This window comes from Streptomyces sp. NPDC012935 (assembly GCF_042900345.1).
In the GTDB taxonomy this organism is placed as follows: Bacteria; Actinomycetota; Actinomycetes; order Streptomycetales; family Streptomycetaceae; genus Streptomyces.
In genome coordinates this window covers 520,846-539,104 of record NZ_JBIBBC010000001.1, presented here as the reverse complement: position 1 = coordinate 539,104, position 18,259 = coordinate 520,846, and the positions used below count along the sequence as shown (strand labels likewise).

Sequence of the window (18,259 nt, the reverse complement as noted above, 5' to 3'; positions counted from 1 at the left end):
AGCTGCGAACTGGGGAGTGCGACAGGTCAGGGCTTGAGGCCGACGGCGCCGTACAGCGACACGGGATCTTCCTTGTCTTCGCTTTCCTCTGCGGCCGGTCGCCAGTCCGACAGCGAGACGATCCCCGGCTCCAGCAGCTCGAGACCCTTGAAGAGCCGGCCCATTTCGTCGTGCGAACGGGCCACGAGCGTCACCCCGCTCGCGTTGTAGGCCGCGATGCCCCGGCGGACGTTCTCCGGTTCGAAGTCCGCCGTCATCGCCGACAGCACCAGACAGCTGCCCGGCGCCAGCGCGCCGACCAGCGTGTCCATGAGCCGGTGGGCGCCGTCGTCGTCCGCGATGAAGTGCAGCAGCGCAATCAGGGACAGGGCGACGGGCCGGTCGAAGTCGAGGACCGACCCCGCCTGTTCGAGGATCCGCTCCGGCTCACGGGCATCGGCCTGCACATACTCGGTCACGCCTTCCGGAGTGCCGCGCAGCAGGGCCTCCGCGTGAGCGAGCACGATCGGGTCGTTGTCCACGTACACCACCCGTGCGTCCGGGACGGCGGACTGGGCGATCTGGTGCAGGTTCGGCTCGGTCGGGATGCCGGAGCCGATGTCGAGGAACTGCCGGATTCCCGTCTCCCGGACGACCGCCCGCGTGGCCCGCTGCATGAACCGGCGGTTGGCCCGCGCATGCCGCGGAGCGTCGCCCTGCATCGCGGTGATCCGGCGGCCGAGCTCCTCGTCGACCGGGTAGTTGTCCTTGCCGCCGAGGAACCAGTCGTACACCCGGGCCGGATGTGGCCTGCTCGTGTCGATACTGGATACGGCCGACCGGGTCGCCGACTCGGTTCCCGACTCGGTCCCCGCCACGCGGGCCTCCTGTGCTCGACAACAGTGTGTTGCGAGCAGTCTTCCACGATCACGCGGCCCGGCGGAGACTGTCTTCGGCCACCTCCTTGTCGAGCGAAACCCGCACCAACGCGGCCGCCAGCACGGCCGGTTCGGTGTCTCCGGCAAGGCCGGCCACCCGTTCCGGGTCCTTGGGCAGGCCGAGCCGCTCAGCGCCCGAGAGAGCCTTGGCGTCCAGGTAGGGCGCTACTTCCGGCCAGACCCGCTGCGCCTCGCGCAGGAAGATGTCGGCTCCGGACGGACCGACGCCGGGGAACTCCCTCAGCAGGCTGCGCAGTTCGGCCACGTCGCCGTTCGCCTCCTTGCGCAGCCGCCGCAGGTCGCCACGCCACCGGTCGTTCAACAGCTCAGCCCCTTCACCGAGTTGGGTGGCCGTACGCTCGTCGTAGCGGCGGTATCCGCCCCGGCCCAGCGCGTCGACCCGTTCCTGCCAGCCGGCGTCGGCCATCCGGCGCGGATCGCGCAGCCCGGCGTCGTACAGGGCGCGGGCGGTGTCGACGGCGATCGAGCCGCGGATGCGGGCGCTGAGCAGGTGTGCGAGGACCAGCAGCCGGTACAGCGGCTGCGGGGTGTTCCGCAACGGGATGCCGGCCTCCTCGGCGAACGTCTGCCCGTGCGCGCGGACGAGTTCCCGTACGACCCGCTCGTCGTGGCTCACGGTCTAGGGCCTCAGCGGGTCGTGGCCGATCGTCATCAGCTGATGCCGGCGGCTCGTCTGCTCCGGCTCGGGCTCGTTCTCCAGGTCCGCCTGGGCGGTGACGGTGTCCACGACGTCGTACATCACCTGGATGTCGTCGTCCGTGAGGTCCGTGCGCCGCTTCTGGAGGATCGCGAGCACGTGCTGCCCGGTCGGCGTGCCGGCCTGGTCCGGCAGCGGTTCGGTCTCCTCGTCCGCGTCACTGACCCGCAGCCAGGTGGCCAGCTCCTGCGAGGTCATGTTCACGACGCGGTGGAACTCCTGCCACAGTGCGTCGAGTTCGAGGGCGTCGGTCACAATGTGCCCCTTCTCTCCAAGTACGGCTCTGCGCGTACGGCGTTTCGCGGTGTCGGTGTCGGTGTCGGTGTCGGTGTCGGTGTCGGTGTCGGTGTCACTCGTCTCGCGGCCAGTTCTCGGCGTCGAACATCCAGCGCTGCTTCTCCAGCTCACTCGTGATGCTGATCAGCAGGTCCTGCGTCACCGGGTCCGGCTCGGCGGTCGCGTCGATACGTGCGCGCAGCCGCTCTATGGCCGCCGCCAGGGAGTCCACGACGAGCTGAACGACCTCGTTGTCGCGGACCCAGCCCTCCTTGGGGCCGGGCAGCGTGTAGGCCGCGGCGATGGTCTCCGGCCGGCCGTCGGGCGGCAGGCCGAGTGCCGCGGAGCGCTCGGCGACCGTGTCGGCGAACGAGCGGGCCACCGAGACGACCTCGTCGAGCTGGAGATGGATCGAGCGGAACCGCGGGCCCACGATGTTCCAGTGCGCCTGCTTACCGATCAGCGAGAGTCCGAGAAGATCGACGAGGGTGCTCTGCAGGGCCTCCCCGGCGACCCGGCGAGCCGGTTCGGGAAGTGTGCTCTTGACGACAGTCATACCGAGCTCCTCCTTTTCTGGCGTGGTCGTGGCCAGTGCGGAGCGGTGCGACGCAAGCGCGAGCGCTGGTACCGCCCCATGCGGGCGCGGGTGCCCAGGGCGAACCGGTGCAAAACGCGTCGTGTCTCAGTGCGCGAGCGCAGCGTCCAGGAAGTGGACCAGGTCCGCGAAGACGTCCGCCTTGTTCGTCTCGTTGAACACCTCGTGCCGGGCTCCGGGGTAGATGTGCTCGGCAGAGATCCGCTCGGCAGAGATCCGCTCGGCGTGGATGTCCTCGGACGCCTCGCCCCCGCGCAGCTCCTCGACGCCGACACGGCTGCCGGCGAGCGGGACCAGCCGGTCGTCCTCGCCGTGCAGCCACAGCAGCGGCAGGCTGCCGATGCCGCCGCCCTTGGACACGGTGTCCAGCATCCGCGCGAACGCCTCCACTGTCGGCCGCTTCATGGGGCCGTGCCAGACCAGCGGATCAGCCACGTACGCCGCGCCCACCTCGGGATTGCGGGAGAGTGCGGCCGGGCTGATGGGCGTGTCGGGGATCTCGTCGAGGGCGAGCAGCCGACGGGGCAGCTCCCAGTCGCCGATCACGGGGCCGGACAGCACCAGGGCGGCGAGCCCGTCGCCGTGGAGCTGGGCGTAGCGGGCCGCGATCAGGCCGCCCATGGAATGCCCGACCATGACGACCGGCACATCCGGATGCGCGGCCCGGGCCAGCCCGGCGACCGCGTGCACATCGGCGACCACGTCCTCGAAGTCCTCGATCAGCACGCGCTCACCCGCCGACCTGCCGTGACCGACGTGATCGGGTCCGAACACGGCAGCACCATGCCTGACCAGGACATCCGCCACCTCGGCGTACCGGCCGACGTGCTCGCCGTAGCCGTGGACCACGAGGGCGACGTAGCGGGGTCGGCCGCGGCTCGGCCATTCGCGTACGACGATCGATCCCTGGCTTCCGTCGAGTACGTGCTCGCGGGCGTCGGCCATGGTTCCTCCGGCTGCGTCGGTGCAGGTTCCCGGAGGATCTTCCCAGGGGGCGGCAAGGCGGTCTATAGTCCAAAACTAGCGGTGCTAATTAAGAGGGTGCCGATCCATCCGGCCCGGTCAGGAGTCCTGTCGTGCGTCCCGTCCACTTCGCGGCCGCCCGCCGCACCCCCATCGGCAAACTGCGCGGAGCCCTTTCGTCGGTCCGGCCCGACGACCTCGCCGCGACCGTGATCCGTGGCCTCGTCGCCGAGGTGCCCGCACTCGACCCGGCGCGCATCGACGACGTCTACTGGGGCGCCGCCAACCAGGCGGGCGAGGACAACCGCAACGTCGCCCGCATGGCCGCGCTCCTCGCCGGGCTGCCCGAGTCCGTCCCCGGCGCCACGGTCAACCGCCTGTGCGCGTCCGGCCTGGAGGCGGTGACGTCGGCCGCCCGTACCGTCGCGGCAGGCGAGGCCGACATCGTGCTCGCCGGCGGGTCCGAGTCGATGAGCCGCGCACCCTTCGTCCTGCCCCGCCCCGACGAGGCCCTGCCCCACCGCATCGAGACGGTCGACACCCGGCTCGGCTGGCGCCTGGTCAACCCGGCGATGAGGGAGCTGCACGGCCTGCTGTCCATGGGCGAGACGGCCGAAGAGGTCGCCGAGCGATACGGCATCTCGCGCGAACGGCAGGACGACTTCGCCCTGCGCAGCCACCAACGCGCCGCCGAGGCCCGCAAGAACGGCCACTTCGACGACGAACTCCTGCCGGTCGAGCGCCCGGACGGCGTGCTCGTCGACAGCGACGAGTGCATCCGCGAGGACACGTCGTACGAGAAGCTGGCCCGGCTGAAGCCGGTCTTCCGGGCGGACGGCACGGTCACCGCCGGCAACGCCTCACCGATGAACGACGGCGCCGCCGGACTGCTCCTCGTCAGCGAGGAAGCGCTCAACGAACTCGGCCTGGAGTCCCTGGGCCGCTATGTCGCCGGCGGCTCGGCGGGCGTCCACCCGGACGTGATGGGAATCGGCCCGGTCCCCGCCACCCGCAAGGTCCTGGCCCGCGCCGACTGGACGATCGGCGACATCCAGGAGGCCGAGTTCAACGAGGCGTTCGCGGCGCAGGCCCTCGCGAGCGTCGACGAGCTCGGCATCGATCCCGAGCTCGTCAACTCGAGCGGAGGAGCGATCGCTCTGGGGCATCCGCTGGGCAGCTCCGGTGCGCGGATCCTCACGACGCTGCTGCACCGGATGCGGCGTACGGGTGCCGAACGGGGGCTGGCGACCATGTGCGTGGGCGTCGGGCAGGGGAGCGCGGTGCTGGTGGAGCGGCACTAGCAATCTCCCAACTGGCGAGACGGTCCTTACCAGTACCTGTTGTCTGCACATACCATCGGTCTCCGCATGGACACGATGACGCTTTGGCACATAACAGGCTGGGAGTTCGCCGCACTCGCCTTCGCGGCCCTGCTCGTCGGCTTCTCGAAAACGGCCGTGAGCGGGGCCAACACGGTCAGCCTCGCGATCTTCGCAGCCGTCCTCCCCGCCCGCGCCTCCACCGGCGTGCTGCTGCCGATCCTGATCGCAGGGGACGTCCTCGCCGTCCTCACCTACCGCCGGCACGCCCACTGGCCCACGCTGTGGCGGCTGTTCCCCGCGGTCGCGGCCGGCGTCGTCCTCGGCACGCTGTTCCTCGTCTGGGCCGACGACGGCATCGTCCGTACGTCGATCGGCGCGATCCTGCTGATGATGGCGGGCGTGACGGTGTGGCGCCGCCGTACGGCCGATCGGGAGGCGGAGCCGGACTCGGTCACCAGCCGGGCCGGCCGGGTCAAGGCCCGCTCGTACGGCGTCCTCGGCGGCTTCACCACGATGGTCGCCAACGCGGGCGGCCCGGTGATGTCGATGTACCTGCTGTCGGCCGGCTTCCGCAAGCTCGGCTTCCTCGGGACGTCCGCCTTCTTCTTCCTTATCGTCAACGTCTCCAAGGTGCCCTTCAGCGCCGGACTCGGCCTGATCGACGGCTCCTCGCTCCTGCTCGACGCGGCGCTCGTGCTCTTCGTCGTGCCCGGCGCGTTCCTCGGCAAATGGGCGGTGAACCGGATCAACCAGCGGCTGTTCGAGCAACTGGTGATCGCGGCGACGATCGTCGGCGGCCTCCAGCTGCTCCTGCGCTGACCCCTACTCCTGCGCTGACCCCCGCAGTTCCCTCAGCAGGGCGGGCAGGTCGGCGAAGGAGTCGATCACATGGTCGGGCGTGCCGCTCGCGGCCCGGTGGGTCTCAGGCAGATACTTCCCGGTCCTGACCAGCACGCCCCTGACCCCGGCCCGCTGCGCCGCCAGCACATCGGACTCGACGTCGTCCCCGACCATCACCGCCTCGCCCGCACCCACCCCCACATGGGCCAGCGCCGCCTCGAAGAACGCGGCCGACGGCTTCCCCGTGATCTCCGCCTCGACCCGCGCCGCCTTCTCCAGACCGGCCAGGAACGCACCGGTGTCCAGCTGCAACCCGTCATCGGTACGCCAGTACAGGTTCCGGTGCATGGCCACCAGCCGCGCCCCGCGCTGCAGATGCCCGAAGGCCCGGTTCAGCGCCGCGTAGCCGAACTCGGGCCCTGCACCTCCGACGACCACGACGTCCGGAACGGCCTGGTCGCTCGCGCCCTCGTCGACGCCCTCATCAGCGTCCTCGTCACCTTCGACGACAGTGACTGCGCCCAGGTCCTCCGCGATGTCCCCGCTGTTCAGCAGCACACACCGCGCCCCCGGACAGTGTTCCGCCAGATAAGCGGCGGTGACGGCGGGCGCGGTCAGGATGTCCTCGGCGGACACCGGGAACCCGGCGTCCGCCAGCGACCGCGCGATCGACGCCCGGGTCCGCGAGGTCGTGTTCGTGACCAGCGCGACACCGAGCCCGGCCTCGCGGATCTCCCGCAGCGCCTCGACGGCACCCGGCAGCGGCTGCCACGAGACCGTGAGGACCCCGTCGATGTCGATCAGGACGGCACGCAGGGGCTCCACGCCACGTACGGATTCCATGTCAGGACCATAGCCATCGATCGTCCCGGCACAGCTCAGGGCGCGATCCCGACACCCTCGATCCCGCTCCACGCCCGCTCCTGAGCCGACGACATGGCGGGCCACCGCAGGCCGCCCGGACGCGGTTCCACGCGCGTGGCGTACGGGGCCGGGCGGAACGCCGGGTCGTAGAAGCAGCCGGTGCCGTACCTGCGGTCGAACGTCGCGCACGACGCCGCGACCGACCCGGCCGTCGGCTTCCTGCCGCTGCGCACCCACGTGTCCAGGGCGGCAATGGAGTTGGCGTACTCGGCGTCGCCCAGCTCACTGTGCTCGGCCTCCCGCGTGAACGTCTGCACCAGGTGCCCATCTCGACGGGCCCCGTGCAGCGTGGCACGGTAGGCCGCCTCGTGCTCGACGAACGCCGTCGGGTCGTCGATCGCGTGCATCGTCAGCACCGGGATCGTGACCCTGCCCGTGAGATCGCTGTCGTAGGACAGATCGCGTACGGCCGTGGGATCGGGGGCGAAACGCTCGACACCGGCGTTGAGTGCCTTGTCGTCATGCGACCCGGAGTACCGGACGCCCACGTTTCCGAACGGGTTCCGGTCCCCGAGGCGGTCGTGCACGATGTCCCGGAACGTGAAGGTGGCGAACCGCAGATGCGACTCCAGCGTGCGCTCCGGGATCCGCGTGACGGCGAGGATGTCGTCGAGGTTGCGCTGCTGGAGCGCGGTCCGCTCCTGCGGCGCCGACGCGTAGCCCGTGCACTCCTGCAGCCGGGCGCGCAGCCCGGCGCTGGTCATGGTCGAGCCGGCGCGCAGGCCCTGCCACAGCGGGTACTGCGGCTCGGTCGGGCGGGGGTGGTTGCCGCAGTAGTACTGGTAGACGACGCGCAGGTCGACGCGGTAGTCGTAGCCGCGCGAGCCGCCGCCGAGGACACCGTTGGTGAGCAACGCCCCGTCGTACGCGCCGCGCCGGTTGCTGTAGGTCTCCACGACCTTCGCGGCGACGTTCCCGCCCCACGACTGGCCGTGCGCGTACGTCCGCCGGGGCTGGCCGAACTCACCGACGAACAGCCGGCGCACGCTCTCCGTGTCCGCGGCGGCCATCCGCGTCCCGTAACCGCCCCGGCGGTACGACGAACCCGCCCAGGCGTAGCCCTCCTTCACCATCACCGACCAGCGGCCCAGATCGTCGAGACTGCGGCCGGGGTCGGACTCCGCACCGAGGTCGGGGCCGCCGTGGGAGTGGACGACGAGAGAGCCGTTCCAGTCGTCGGGCACGGCTATCGCGTAGTAGGCGCCGTTGGGGTCGGCGCCGGTGTAGCAGGTGGCCTTGTCGGCGACGGCGGCGGGGCATTCGGCACGAACCGGGCCCGCCGGCTCGCCGGTCTCCCCCCGGGCGTTCGACGCGCCGACGAGGAAGCCGGCGGCGAGGGCACCGGCCAGCAGGGCGGACAGCGTGGTGCGCCGGTGGGGGGTCCATGGGACAGACCTGCGGATCACTGCGTGGGTTCTCGTCCAGTCCAAGACGCTGCTCCTCGTTCCTCTCGGCGCGTCGGCGAGCCGTGCGCCGCGATGCTAGGGAGCGGCGGGGCGAGGAACCACGGGTCCGTTCGTTGTGTTCATAGTGTTCGCGGTGTTCACGGCGTCCGCGGTGTTCAGGGCGTCCGCGGTGTTCAGGGCGTCCGCGGCGTTCCGGGCGGTGACATCGCAGCGGACGGCACGACGTACGCTCGCCCCATGTCCGCCCGCCACGTCCTGATCCTCGGCGGCACCACCGAGGCCCGCGAACTCGCCGCCGCCCTGGCCGCGCACCCCGGCCTGCGCGTCACCACGTCGCTCGCGGGACGCGTGGCACGGCCGGGCGCGGTCGTCGGGGACGTACGCATCGGGGGCTTCGGCGGGGCGGAGGGGCTGGCCGACTGGCTGCGCGCCGAGCACGTCGACACTGTCGTCGACGCCACGCACCCCTTCGCAGAGTCGATCACGGCGAACGCGGTCCGCGCCGCGACGGCGACCGGAGTGCCGGCGGTGATCCTGCGACGCCCCGGCTGGCGCCCGGGCCCCGGGGACCACTGGCACGAGGTCGCTTCGCTCGACGAGGCCGCGGCCGTCCTGCCGAGCTTCGCCCACCGCGTCTTCCTGACCACCGGCCGCCTCGGCCTGGCGGCCTTCGCCCACCTGACGGACCTCCACTTCGTCGTACGCTCCGTGGACCCGCCCGAACCACCGATGCCCCCGCACACCGAAGTGCTGCTGTCCCGCGGCCCGTTCACCCTCCACGAAGAGTCCGCCCTCCTGCGCGAACACCGCATCGACACCCTCGTGACGAAGGACAGCGGCGGCACGGCAACCGCGGCCAAGCTGACGGCCGCCCGCCGACTCGCCCTACCTGTCGTGCTCGTACGCCGCCCGCCGCTCCCGGAGGGCGTGGAGGCGGTGTCGGAGGTGGTGGGAGTGCTGGAGCGGCTCGGCGTCAGCCTGTGACGACGGAGGCGCGGAGGCGGTCGATGGCACGCAGGATCTCGTCGCGGTTCTTCGCGTGCTTGATCCAGGCGGGCAGCCGTCCGATGTAGGTCATCTTCCGTCCGTGCTCGTACCAGGGGGGCCGCTCCCGCAGCGATGCCGCCACGAAACGCCTGAGCAGGTCCAGATGTTCGAGGTTGTAGGCCCACACCACTCCGTGCCTGGTCTCGGTCTGCAGCCACAAAGGCGGCCGGGCACACCGCCCGTCTGCACGCCACGACTGCCGAGCCAGGCCGCAGGACCGGCAGACCAGACGGCGCTGCGGGTACGTCGCGCCGCCGGAGTCCGTAACGGCGTGCGACCGAAGCTCGTAGTGAGCGATTCCCTCGCAGCGAGGGCAGCGCACCAGGACCGAATCGGTGAACTGGTACAGCTCGGTGAGGGGGTCGCGGAAACGCACCGGTGCGGACATACGGCGAGTATCACGGCGGACTGCCGCAGGCCGCACCCGCATTTCCCAGCGCAGGGGGGGCGTACCGCCTACTGCTCCTTCGGATTCCTGCGCAGCAGATACGTGTCCATGATCCAACCCTTGCGTTCCCGCGCCTGCGCGCGCAGGCTCTCGATGCGTGGTGCGGTCTCGGCGATCGGGCCCGAGGCGAGGATCTCGTCGGGGGTGCCGATGTAGGCGCCCCAGTAGATGTCGATGTCCTGGTCGGCGTACTGCCGGAAGGTCTGGTGTGCGTCGAGCATCACGACGACGTCGTCCACGCCCTCCGGGAAGCCTTCGGCAAGTCTGCGGCCGGTGGTGATCTGTACGGGGCGGGCGACCCGGTTGAGCCCCGTCCGGTGGCGAGCGACCAGCGCGGAGACGCTGCTGATGCCGGGCACGACGTCGTACTCGAAGGCGACGGCGCCCTTGTCCCGTACCTCCTCCAGGATCCCCAGCGTGCTGTCGTACAGCGCGGGGTCGCCCCACACCAGGAACGCTCCGGACTCGTCCTCGCCCAGTTCCTCGGCGATCAGCCGCTCGTAGATGCCGGCGCGTGCACTGCGCCAGTCCCCGACGGCGGGGGAGTAGGCGGTACCGCCGGCGGACCGGTCCCGCTCGGGGTCCCGGGCCTCGACCCACCGGTACGACCTGTCCGGTATGTGCGCGTCCAGCATGTCCCGGCGCAACTGCGTGAGGTCCGACTTCACCTCGCCCTTGTCGAGGATGAAGAACACGTCCGTACTCCGCAGCGCCCTGACCGCCTGCAACGTCAGCTGCTCAGGATCGCCCGCGCCGATACCGATGACATGAATCTTTCGCACACCCCGAGTCTGCCCCACGCCACTGACAACCAGGACACCGCGTCCACGCCGACCGTGGTGAGGCCGCCGAAGCGGGCTTGCCCCTACGCCCGGCCCCGCAGCCTCGGTGCCCGCCCCTGCGCGTCCGCGGCCTCGCCGCTGTCCTCCACGACCCCCGCCAGCTCCCGCGCCCATGCGCTCAGCCCCGCGAGGTCCATCCCGTACGGCCGCCGCTCCCCGGATTCAGCAGCCCACTCCTCCACGGCCCCGGCCCCGCGCCGCAGCAGCCGCGGCCCGCCCGTCACGTTCCCTCGTGCCGAGTGCGTGAGTCCCACCGCGAGCTGTGCCAGTCCCCGCCACAGGGCCTGCTCCCCCTCCGGCCCCGCCTTCCAGGCGTCCTCGAACACCTCGTGGGCGTGGAAAGGCTTCCCCGCGTCCAGCAGCTCCTGCGCCTCGGCGACGGTCTGCTCCGGCGTGCGTACGACGCCCTCGGGCTGTCGGTCGACGCCGTCCGCGTCGTACGGCAGGGGGCGTCCGAGACCGTCCCGGGGCCGTGCGTTACGTGCCCGCCCCTCGCTGTCCCGGTCCCGCGCTGCGGCCTGGTGTCCTGACGATGTGCTGCCCATACACCGATTGTCCATCGTCCGGTCCCTCGCCGGATGCCCCCTTCGGCGCACTCGTCCCCGTACGGTAAAGTGCTGTCCGCGCGATCACGCGGTTCACCGCGTGAGAGGCACCGGGACGTGGCGCAGCTTGGTAGCGCACTTGACTGGGGGTCAAGGGGTCGCAGGTTCAAATCCTGTCGTCCCGACGGTGCGAAGGGTCTTCGCAGGTGAGAGCCTGCGGGGGCCCTTTCTCGTACGGCCGGACACCCGGCGTGCTGTCGGCTTCCCCGCCGCCCCGCCGCCCCGACCGACGCCGCTTCGTCCGACGCCGCTTCGTCCGTTGACCCGGCGGTACCGGCCGCGGTGAGGGCGAGGGTCGAACAGGCGGCGATCAGGGCGTGCCTCGTGCCGATTCCGTCGTGCGCATTGGGTCCCGGACCCGCCGTGCGCAGCGCGCCGGCGTGCCCGGTGCCGCCCCCCCCGGTACGTGGGTGCCGTGATCGACAGCGCGCCGGAGGGGGTGTCCTGCCGGCCGAAGACCGGCACTGTGCCATACCGGGGTGGTAGAAGCAGGCCATGACCAATTCGCTCATCCACCCCGCCGGTGCCCGATGACCGCCGGCATCGACACTCCCGACCGCCGCGGCCGCACCGGACTCGACCGGGTGGGCCGGGACCTGACCGGCAATCCCCGCATCAAGGTGCGGGACGTACAGCTCCTGTCCAGCCACTGGTACGTCGAACGCGCGACGACCTTCGACTTCCAGCACGCCGACGGCACCTGGAGCACTCAGCAGCGCGAGACGCACGACCGCGGCAACGGCGCGACCATGCTGCTGTACGACGCCGAACGCGAAACCGTGCTGCTGACCCGCCAGTTCCGCTTCCCGGTGTACGTCAACGGCCACCCCGACGGCATGCTGGTCGAGACGCCGGGCGGGCTGCTCGACGACGATGACGAGCACCCGGAGATCGCGGTGCGGCGCGAGGTGGTGGAGGAGACCGGGCACACCATCGGTGAGGTCCGGCACGTCTTCGACGTCTACATGAGCCCCGGCTCGGTCACCGAACGCGTCAGCTTCTACGCCGCCGCCTACGGCCCCTCGACGCGCACCCACGAGGGTGGTGGCCTGGACGAGGAGGGCGAGGACATCGAGATCGTCGAACTGCCCTTCCGCCGGGCCCTGGAGATGATCCGCAGCGGGGAGATCGCCGACGCCAAGACGATCATGCTGCTGCAATGGGCGGCGCTTGACGGCCCGTTCGCCAAGTGACGCCCAGGAACACCAAGTGCGCGTCCACGCCCTTGACTTGAAGTGCGCTTCAAGATGAACACTCCCGTTCGTGCCTCGAATTCCGGGCGCACGAACGGGAGGGAAGTCATCCATGAAGTACCGCACCATCGGCACCGCCCCGAACACCCGCCGCGAGGTGAGCGTCCTCGCGCTCGGCGCGATGCTGTTCGGCTCCCGGACCGACGAGGCGACCTCCTTCGCCGTCCTCGACCGCTATGTCGAGGCCGGCGGAACCTTCATCGACACGTCCGACAACTACGCCTTCTGGGAGGACGGCGGCCAGGGCGGACAGAGCGAGGAACTGCTCGGCCGGTGGCGCCGCAGCCGAGGCGTCGGCGACGAGATCGTCATCGCCACCAAGCTCGGCGCCCGCCCACTGGCCCCCGGCACCGGTTACATCGACAACGCGGAGGGCCTGTCGGCCAAGGTGATCCGCGAGTCGGCCGAACGCAGCCGCGACCGGCTCGGCGTGGCCGAGCTCGACCTGCTCTACGCCCACATCGAGGACCAGCGGGTCCCCCTCCAGGAGACCGTCGAGGGATTCGCCGAACTGGTCGCCGAGGGCACGGTCGGACTCCTCGGCGTCAGCAACCACGCCACCTGGCGCGTCGAACGGGCCCGCGCCCTCGCCGCCGCGGCGGGCCTGCCCGGCTATGAGGTGCTCCAGTACGCCCACAGCCACCTCAGGCCCCGCCTCGACGTCCCCGAGGGCCTGTTCCCCGACGGCAGCCTCGGCCACGCGGGCCCCGACCTGCTCAGCTATCTGCGCGCCGAGCCCGGCCTCACCCTGGTCGCCTACTCGCCGCTGCTGAAGGGCGCCTACACCCGCCCGGATGTCCCGCTGCCCCCCGACTTCGACCACCCGGGCACCCCGCCCCGCCTGAAGGTGCTCCGTGAGGTCGCGCAGGAGACCGGCGCCACCGTCAACCAGGTCGTCCTGGCCTGGCAGATCGGCGCCGAGCTGCCCATCGTCCCGCTGGTCGGAGCGTCGTCCGTGGCCCAGCTCGAGGAGAGCCTGGCCGCCGTGGACCTGGAGCTGACCGCCGACCAGCGGGCCCGGCTCGACGGGGTCCACTGACCCCGCCCGGAGTACGCTCCGAAGAGGAGCCGAAGGAGAGTGGGCCATGCCTCTGTTCCCCACCGAGCGCAACGTCCGTACGACGCCCGAAGGCCTCCTGTGGGAGCCCAGCGAGCGCTGGGTGCGGGGCCTGAAGGGCGATGTCACCGTCGTCGACAGCCGGCACCCCGTCCTGGTCTGGGAACCCGATCTGCCCGTCCCGTGCTACGCGTTCCCACGCTCGGAGGTCCGCACGGACCTCCTGCGTCCGGCCAAGAACCCGACGCCGGGCAAGCACACCGGCTCGCAGATCTTCTACGACCTCGAGGTCGACGGAGAGCTGGTGGAGAACGCGGCGTGGACCTTCCCCGCGGCCGACCTCGCCGGACACATCGCCTTCGAGTGGTTCTGGCGCTGGGGGACCGGCCTCGACCACTGGTACGAGGAGGAGGAAGAGATCTTCATCCACCCGCGCGACCCGCACAAACGGGTGGACACCATGCCCAGCAGCCGCCATGTGCGGGTCGAGATCGGCGGCACGGTCGTCGCGGACACACACCGCCCGGTGCTGTTGTTCGAGACCGGGCTTCCGACGCGGTACTACATGCCCCGCGAGGACGTCCGGCTCGACCTCTTCGAAGCCACCGACCACAGCACCGGGTGCCCGTACAAGGGCACGGCCCAGTACTGGACCTGGAAGGGTGAGGGCGAGGTCCCGCCGAACATCCTCTGGAGCTACGCCGAGCCGCTGGCCGCGGTCGCCCCCGTCCAGGGGCTCCTGGCGTTCTACAACGAGGCGGTGGAGATCACCGTGGACGGCGAGCGGCTGGAACGGCCGGTCACGCCGTTCACAGCGAGCCTCAAGACCTGACGAGCAGCTGGAAGTCGAACGCGTACCGGGACGCGCGGTAGATGTGCGTCCCGTACTCGACCGGCCGGCCCGTGTCGTCGTACGCCGTGCGCTGCATGGTCAGCAGCGCGGCCCCCTCCTTCTCGTCGAGCCGCTCGGCCTCCCCGGCGTTCGCGCAGCGCGCGCCGATGGTCTGGCGAGCGCTGTGCAGGGTGATACCGACGGCCCGCATCATCCTGTACAGGCCGGTCGACTCCAGCCGGGCGGTGTCGAGGTCGAGCAGGGTCGCGGGCAGGTAGTTGCAGAGGATCGCGACCGGCTGGCCGTGTGTGCAGCGCAGCCGTTCCAGGACCGTGACCTCGGCGCCCTCCGCGAGGCCGAGTGCGGCGGCGACGTCGGCTGCAGCCGGGACACGTTCGTTGCGGACGACCTGCGTGGTCGGACCCTGCCCGGCCGCCTCCAGGTCGTCGTAGAGGCTGCTGAGCTCCAGCGGGCGCTTCACCTGGCGGTGCACCACCTGGGTGCCCACCCCGCGCCGCCGGACCAGCAGCCCCTTGTCGACGAGCGACTGGATGGCCTGCCGGACGGTGGGCCGGGACAGGCCCAGCCGCACCGACAGGTCGACCTCGTTGCCCAGGAGGTTGCCCGGGGCGAGGGCCCCGTGCTCGATCGCCGCCTCCAGCTGCTGGGCGAGCTGGTAGTACAGCGGCACGGGACTGCCCCGGTCCAGGGCGAAGTCCAGCGAGGCAAGCGCGGAGCCGGACCCGGCACGTGCGGAGCCGCGGGTCTTCGCCATGGGACGACCTCCCTGTCAGGCTGTCAGGAGTTGCTGGGGAAACCGAGGTTGATGCCGCCGTCGGACGGGTCCGGCCAGCGCGTGGTGATGACCTTGCCCTGGGTGTAGAAGGCGATGCCGTCGTTGCCGTAGACGTGCAGATCGCCGAAGAGCGAGTCCTTCCAGCCACCGAAGGAGTGGTAGCCGACCGGCACCGGGATCGGCACGTTCACGCCGACCATGCCCGCCTTGACCTCCAGCTGGAAGCGGCGGGCGGCGCCGCCGTCCCGGGTGAAGATCGCGGTGCCGTTGCCCCAGCGGGAGTCGTTGATCAGCTTGATGGCCTCTTCGTACGTCTCCGCACGCACCACGGCCAGCACGGGGCCGAAGATCTCGTCCCGGTACGCGTCCGCCGTCAGCGGCACCCGGTCCAGCAGCGAGACGCCGAGGAAGAAGCCGTCCTCGTGGCCCTCGACCGAGTAGCCGGTGCCGTCGACGACGACCTCGGCGCCCTGCTCGGCGGCGGAAGCCACGTAGGACGCCACCTTGTCGCGGTGCTCGCGCGTGATCAGCGGGCCCATCTCGCTCGCCGGGTCGTGGCCGGGGCCGATGCGCAGGTTCTTCGCCCGCTCGGCGATCTTCCCGACCAGCTCGTCACCCGTGTCGCCGACCGCGACGACGACGGACACGGCCATGCAGCGCTCGCCCGCCGAGCCGTAGGCGGCGTTGATGGCCTGGTCGGCCGCGAAGTCCAGGTCGGCGTCGGGCAGGACCAGCATGTGGTTCTTGGCGCCGCCCAGGGCCTGCACGCGCTTGCCGTGCTCAACCGCCTTGAGCTGGATGTACTTTGCGATCGGCGTGGAGCCGACGAAGGACACCGCCTCGATGTCGGGGTGCTCAAGGAGGCGGTCCACGGCGACCTTGTCGCCCTGCACGACGTTCAGCACACCCTCCGGCAGCCCGGCCTCGGTGGCCAGCTCGGCCAGCCGGTACGACGCCGACGGGTCCTTCTCGCTCGGCTTCAGCACGAAGGTGTTGCCGCACGCGATGGCCAGCGGGAACATCCACATCGGCACCATGGCGGGGAAGTTGAACGGCGTGATGCCGGCGACCACCCCCAGCGGCTGCCGGATCGAGGCCACGTCCACCCGGTTCGACACCTGCGTCGACAGCTCGCCCTTCAGCTGCACGGAGATCCCGCAGGCCAGCTCCACGATCTCCATGCCGCGCGCCACCTCGCCGAGCGCGTCGGAGTGCACCTTGCCGTGCTCGGCGGTGATCAGCTCGGCGATCTCGTCGCGGTGCGCGTCGAGCAGCTCGCGGTACTTGAAGAGGATCGCCGTGCGCTTGGCCAGGGAGGACTCGCCCCAGCTCGCGAACGCGGCCTTGGCGGAGGCGACGGCCGCGTCCACCTCGTCGACGGTCGCGAAGGCGACCTGCTTCTCCTGGGCGCCGGTGGCCGGGTTGTAGACGGGGGCGAAGCGGCCGGAGCCGCCCTCCACGGGCTTGCCGTCGATCCAGTGGGTGATGGTCTTCATGGTGCGCAAGGGCCTTTCACGTACGGTTCGGGTGCGAGGAGTTCACAGGTGGTGGCGACGGTCCGTGACGTTCTGGTCGTACCGTGCGCGGGCTTCGACGGCGGCCTCGCGGGAGGCGACCTCGGCCACCGGTACGTCCCACCAGGCCTCGGCGCCCGGCGCGTTCGGGTTCGTGGTGTCGGTCTCGACGTACACGCAGGTCGGCCGGTCCGAGGCACGGGCCGCGGCCAGCGCCTCGCGCAGCTCGCCCACCGTCTTGGCGCGCAGGACGTCCATGCCGAGGCTGGCGGCGTTGGCGGCGAGGTCGACCGGGAGCGGGGCGCCGGTGAAGGTGCCGTCGGCGGCCCGGTAGCGGTAGTCGGTGCCGAAGCGCTCGCCGCCGACCTCGTTCGACAGCCCGCCGATGGAGGCGTAGCCGTGGTTCTGGATCAGGACGACGTTGACCGGCAGGCCCTCCTGGACCGCGGTCACGATCTCCGTCGGCATCATCAGATAGGTGCCGTCGCCGACCAGCGACCACACGGCCGTGTCCGGGGCGGCCTGCTGAACCCCGATCCCGGCCGGGATCTCGTAGCCCATGCAGGAGTAGCCGTACTCCAGGTGGTACTGGCGCGGCGAACGCGCCCGCCACAGCTTGTGCAGGTCACCCGGGAGTGAACCGGCCGCGTTGATCACCACGTCGTCGTCCCCGACGACCGCGTCCAGCGCGCCCAGCACCTGCGTCTGCGTCGGTACGGCCGTCTCGTCGTCGGCGCGGTAGGCGGCCTCGACGACCGCGTCCCAACGCTCCTTGCCGGCGCGGTACTCGGCCTCGTACGCGCCGTCCACCCGGTGGCCGGAAAGCGCCTCAGCCAGGGCCGTGAGCCCGGCCCGCGCGTCGCAGACCAACGTCCGCGCGGCCAGCTTGTGCGCGTCGAAGCCGGTGATGTTGAGGTTCAGGAACCGCACGTCCGGGTTCTGGAAGAGCGTGCCGGAGGCGGTGGTGAAGTCGGTGTATCGCGTGCCCACGCCGATGACCAGGTCCGCGGCCCGGGCGACGTCGTCGCTGACCGAGGTGCCGGTGTGGCCGATGCCGCCGAGGTCGGCGGGGTGGTCGTGGCGGAGTGAGCCCTTGCCGGCCTGCGTGGACGCGACCGGGATGCCGGTGGCCTCCACGAAGGCCTTCAGCGCAGCCTCGGCCTCGCTGTGGTGGACCCCGCCGCCCGCGACGATCAGCGGGCGCTCGGCCGCCCGGATCGCCGCCACGGCCGCCGCCAGCTCGACCGGGTCGGGCGCGGGGCGCCGTACGTACCAGACGCGCTCGGCGAAGAACTCCTGAGGCCAGTCGTACGCCTCCGCCTGGACGTCCTGGGGCAGGGCCAGTGTGACCGCGCCGGTCTCGGCCGGGTCGGCGAGGACGCGCATGGCGTTCAGCGCGGACGGGATCAGGGCCTCGGGGCGGGTGATCCGGTCGAAGTAGCGGGAGACGGGCCGGAGCGTGTCGTTGACCGACACGTCCGCCTCGGTCGGGTGCTCCAGCTGCTGGAGCAGTGGGTCGGGGGCGTGCGAGGCGAAGTAGTCGCCGGGGAGCAGGAGGACCGGGAGACGGTTGATCGTCGCCAGGGCCGCACCCGTCACCAGGTTCGTCGCGCCCGGTCCGATCGACGTCGTCACCGCCTGTGCGGAGAGCCGGTTGAGCTGGCGGGCGTAGCCGACGGCCGCGTGCACCATGGACTGCTCGTTGCGGCCCTGGTGGTACGGCATGACGCCCTCGCCCGCCTGGAGGAGGGCCTGGCCGACGCCGGCGACGTTGCCGTGGCCGAAGATGCCCCAGGTGCCGGCGATCAGCCGGCGCCGTACGCCGTCGCGCTCGGTGTACTGCACGGACAGGAACCGCACCAGCGCCTGGGCGACGGTCAGGCGGATCGTGGGCTGGCTCATCT

19 protein-coding genes and 1 tRNA gene are annotated in these 18,259 nt (G+C 71.2%); 7 read left to right on the top strand and 13 right to left on the bottom strand.

All coding sequences use genetic code 11. The annotated features are described in order from the left end of the window. Positions 1-26: 26 nt before the first annotated feature. The 5 genes from ACFY5C_RS02335 to ACFY5C_RS02315 form a co-directional block, all read right to left on the bottom strand. Entirely contained in the window at positions 27-857 is an 831-nt protein-coding gene (locus tag ACFY5C_RS02335) for an SAM-dependent methyltransferase (protein WP_389439504.1), read from the bottom strand. A gap of 49 nt (positions 858-906) precedes the next feature. Then, the gene (locus ACFY5C_RS02330; protein WP_389439502.1) at positions 907-1,554 is read right to left on the bottom strand and encodes an endonuclease; all 648 of its coding nucleotides are present in this window, start codon (positions 1,552-1,554) and stop codon (positions 907-909) included. A 3-nt stretch (positions 1,555-1,557) separates the two neighbouring features. Continuing rightward, positions 1,558-1,890, bottom strand: coding sequence for a DUF3140 domain-containing protein (locus tag ACFY5C_RS02325; RefSeq protein ID WP_389439500.1), 333 nt, complete (start codon positions 1,888-1,890; stop codon positions 1,558-1,560). A 94-nt stretch (positions 1,891-1,984) separates the two neighbouring features. Beyond that, positions 1,985-2,467, bottom strand: coding sequence for a Dps family protein (locus ACFY5C_RS02320; protein WP_389439498.1), 483 nt, complete (start codon positions 2,465-2,467; stop codon positions 1,985-1,987). A gap of 126 nt (positions 2,468-2,593) precedes the next feature. Then, complete coding sequence (locus ACFY5C_RS02315) at positions 2,594-3,451, bottom strand: alpha/beta hydrolase (RefSeq protein WP_389439496.1); 858 nt, start codon at positions 3,449-3,451, stop codon at positions 2,594-2,596. Between the two features lie 131 nt (positions 3,452-3,582). On the opposite strand from ACFY5C_RS02315, the gene ACFY5C_RS02310 reads away from it, so the two are divergent. Both ACFY5C_RS02310 and ACFY5C_RS02305 read left to right on the top strand, forming a co-directional pair. Further along, positions 3,583-4,770 carry a thiolase family protein gene (locus tag ACFY5C_RS02310; RefSeq protein WP_389439495.1) on the top strand — a complete coding sequence of 396 codons (1,188 nt, stop codon included), beginning with the start codon at positions 3,583-3,585 and terminating at the stop codon, positions 4,768-4,770. Between the two features lie 66 nt (positions 4,771-4,836). Then, positions 4,837-5,610 (top strand): sulfite exporter TauE/SafE family protein, encoded by a 774-nt coding sequence (locus ACFY5C_RS02305; protein ID WP_389439493.1) that lies wholly within the window; start codon positions 4,837-4,839, stop codon positions 5,608-5,610. 3 nt (positions 5,611-5,613) lie between these two features. Here the strand turns inward: ACFY5C_RS02305 and ACFY5C_RS02300 are convergent, their stop codons facing one another. Then, the gene (locus tag ACFY5C_RS02300; protein WP_389440655.1) at positions 5,614-6,456 is read right to left on the bottom strand and encodes an HAD-IIA family hydrolase; all 843 of its coding nucleotides are present in this window, start codon (positions 6,454-6,456) and stop codon (positions 5,614-5,616) included. Positions 6,457-6,509: 53 nt separating this feature from the next. After that, complete coding sequence (locus tag ACFY5C_RS02295; RefSeq protein ID WP_389440653.1) at positions 6,510-7,961, bottom strand: DUF6351 family protein; 1,452 nt, start codon at positions 7,959-7,961, stop codon at positions 6,510-6,512. 237 nt (positions 7,962-8,198) lie between these two features. On the opposite strand from ACFY5C_RS02295, the gene ACFY5C_RS02290 reads away from it, so the two are divergent. Continuing rightward, entirely contained in the window at positions 8,199-8,945 is a 747-nt protein-coding gene (locus tag ACFY5C_RS02290; RefSeq protein WP_389439491.1) for a cobalt-precorrin-6A reductase, read from the top strand. Here the strand turns inward: ACFY5C_RS02290 and ACFY5C_RS02285 are convergent. The 3 genes from ACFY5C_RS02285 to ACFY5C_RS02275 all read right to left on the bottom strand — a co-directional run bounded on the left by ACFY5C_RS02285 (position 8,935) and on the right by ACFY5C_RS02275 (position 10,843). After that, positions 8,935-9,396 (bottom strand): hypothetical protein, encoded by a 462-nt coding sequence (locus ACFY5C_RS02285; protein ID WP_389439489.1) that lies wholly within the window; start codon positions 9,394-9,396, stop codon positions 8,935-8,937. The two genes, ACFY5C_RS02290 and ACFY5C_RS02285, sit on opposite strands and share 11 nt — an antisense overlap. 68 nt (positions 9,397-9,464) lie before the next feature. Then, on the bottom strand, positions 9,465-10,238 hold the full coding sequence (gene cobF, locus ACFY5C_RS02280) for a precorrin-6A synthase (deacetylating) (protein WP_389439487.1): 774 nt from the start codon (positions 10,236-10,238) through the stop codon (positions 9,465-9,467). An 83-nt stretch (positions 10,239-10,321) separates the two neighbouring features. Further along, positions 10,322-10,843 (bottom strand): DUF309 domain-containing protein, encoded by a 522-nt coding sequence (locus ACFY5C_RS02275; RefSeq protein ID WP_389439486.1) that lies wholly within the window; start codon positions 10,841-10,843, stop codon positions 10,322-10,324. Between the two features lie 111 nt (positions 10,844-10,954). Here ACFY5C_RS02275 and ACFY5C_RS02270 point away from each other — a divergent pair. The 4 genes from ACFY5C_RS02270 to ACFY5C_RS02255 all read left to right on the top strand — a co-directional run bounded on the left by ACFY5C_RS02270 (position 10,955) and on the right by ACFY5C_RS02255 (position 14,045). Continuing rightward, positions 10,955-11,028, top strand: a tRNA-Pro gene (locus tag ACFY5C_RS02270). Positions 11,029-11,433: 405 nt separating this feature from the next. Next, complete coding sequence (locus tag ACFY5C_RS02265; RefSeq protein WP_389439484.1) at positions 11,434-12,096, top strand: NUDIX domain-containing protein; 663 nt, start codon at positions 11,434-11,436, stop codon at positions 12,094-12,096. 112 nt (positions 12,097-12,208) lie between these two features. After that, positions 12,209-13,195 carry an aldo/keto reductase gene (locus tag ACFY5C_RS02260; RefSeq protein WP_389439482.1) on the top strand — a complete coding sequence of 329 codons (987 nt, stop codon included), beginning with the start codon at positions 12,209-12,211 and terminating at the stop codon, positions 13,193-13,195. Positions 13,196-13,241: 46 nt separating this feature from the next. Then, positions 13,242-14,045, top strand: coding sequence for a DUF427 domain-containing protein (locus tag ACFY5C_RS02255; protein ID WP_389439480.1), 804 nt, complete (start codon positions 13,242-13,244; stop codon positions 14,043-14,045). Here ACFY5C_RS02255 and ACFY5C_RS02250 read toward each other — a convergent pair. Genes ACFY5C_RS02250 through iolD form a run of 3 tightly spaced genes read right to left on the bottom strand, consistent with a single transcriptional unit; the run spans position 14,035 to position 18,257 of the window. Continuing rightward, positions 14,035-14,820, bottom strand: a complete 786-nt coding sequence (locus ACFY5C_RS02250) for a GntR family transcriptional regulator (protein ID WP_389439478.1) — start codon at positions 14,818-14,820, stop codon at positions 14,035-14,037. The genes ACFY5C_RS02255 and ACFY5C_RS02250 overlap by 11 nt on opposite strands. A gap of 23 nt (positions 14,821-14,843) precedes the next feature. Next, on the bottom strand, positions 14,844-16,337 hold the full coding sequence (locus ACFY5C_RS02245; RefSeq protein ID WP_389439477.1) for a CoA-acylating methylmalonate-semialdehyde dehydrogenase: 1,494 nt from the start codon (positions 16,335-16,337) through the stop codon (positions 14,844-14,846). Positions 16,338-16,379: 42 nt separating this feature from the next. Continuing rightward, positions 16,380-18,257, bottom strand: a complete 1,878-nt coding sequence (gene iolD / locus ACFY5C_RS02240; RefSeq protein ID WP_389439476.1) for a 3D-(3,5/4)-trihydroxycyclohexane-1,2-dione acylhydrolase (decyclizing) — start codon at positions 18,255-18,257, stop codon at positions 16,380-16,382. Positions 18,258-18,259 lie beyond the last annotated feature (2 nt).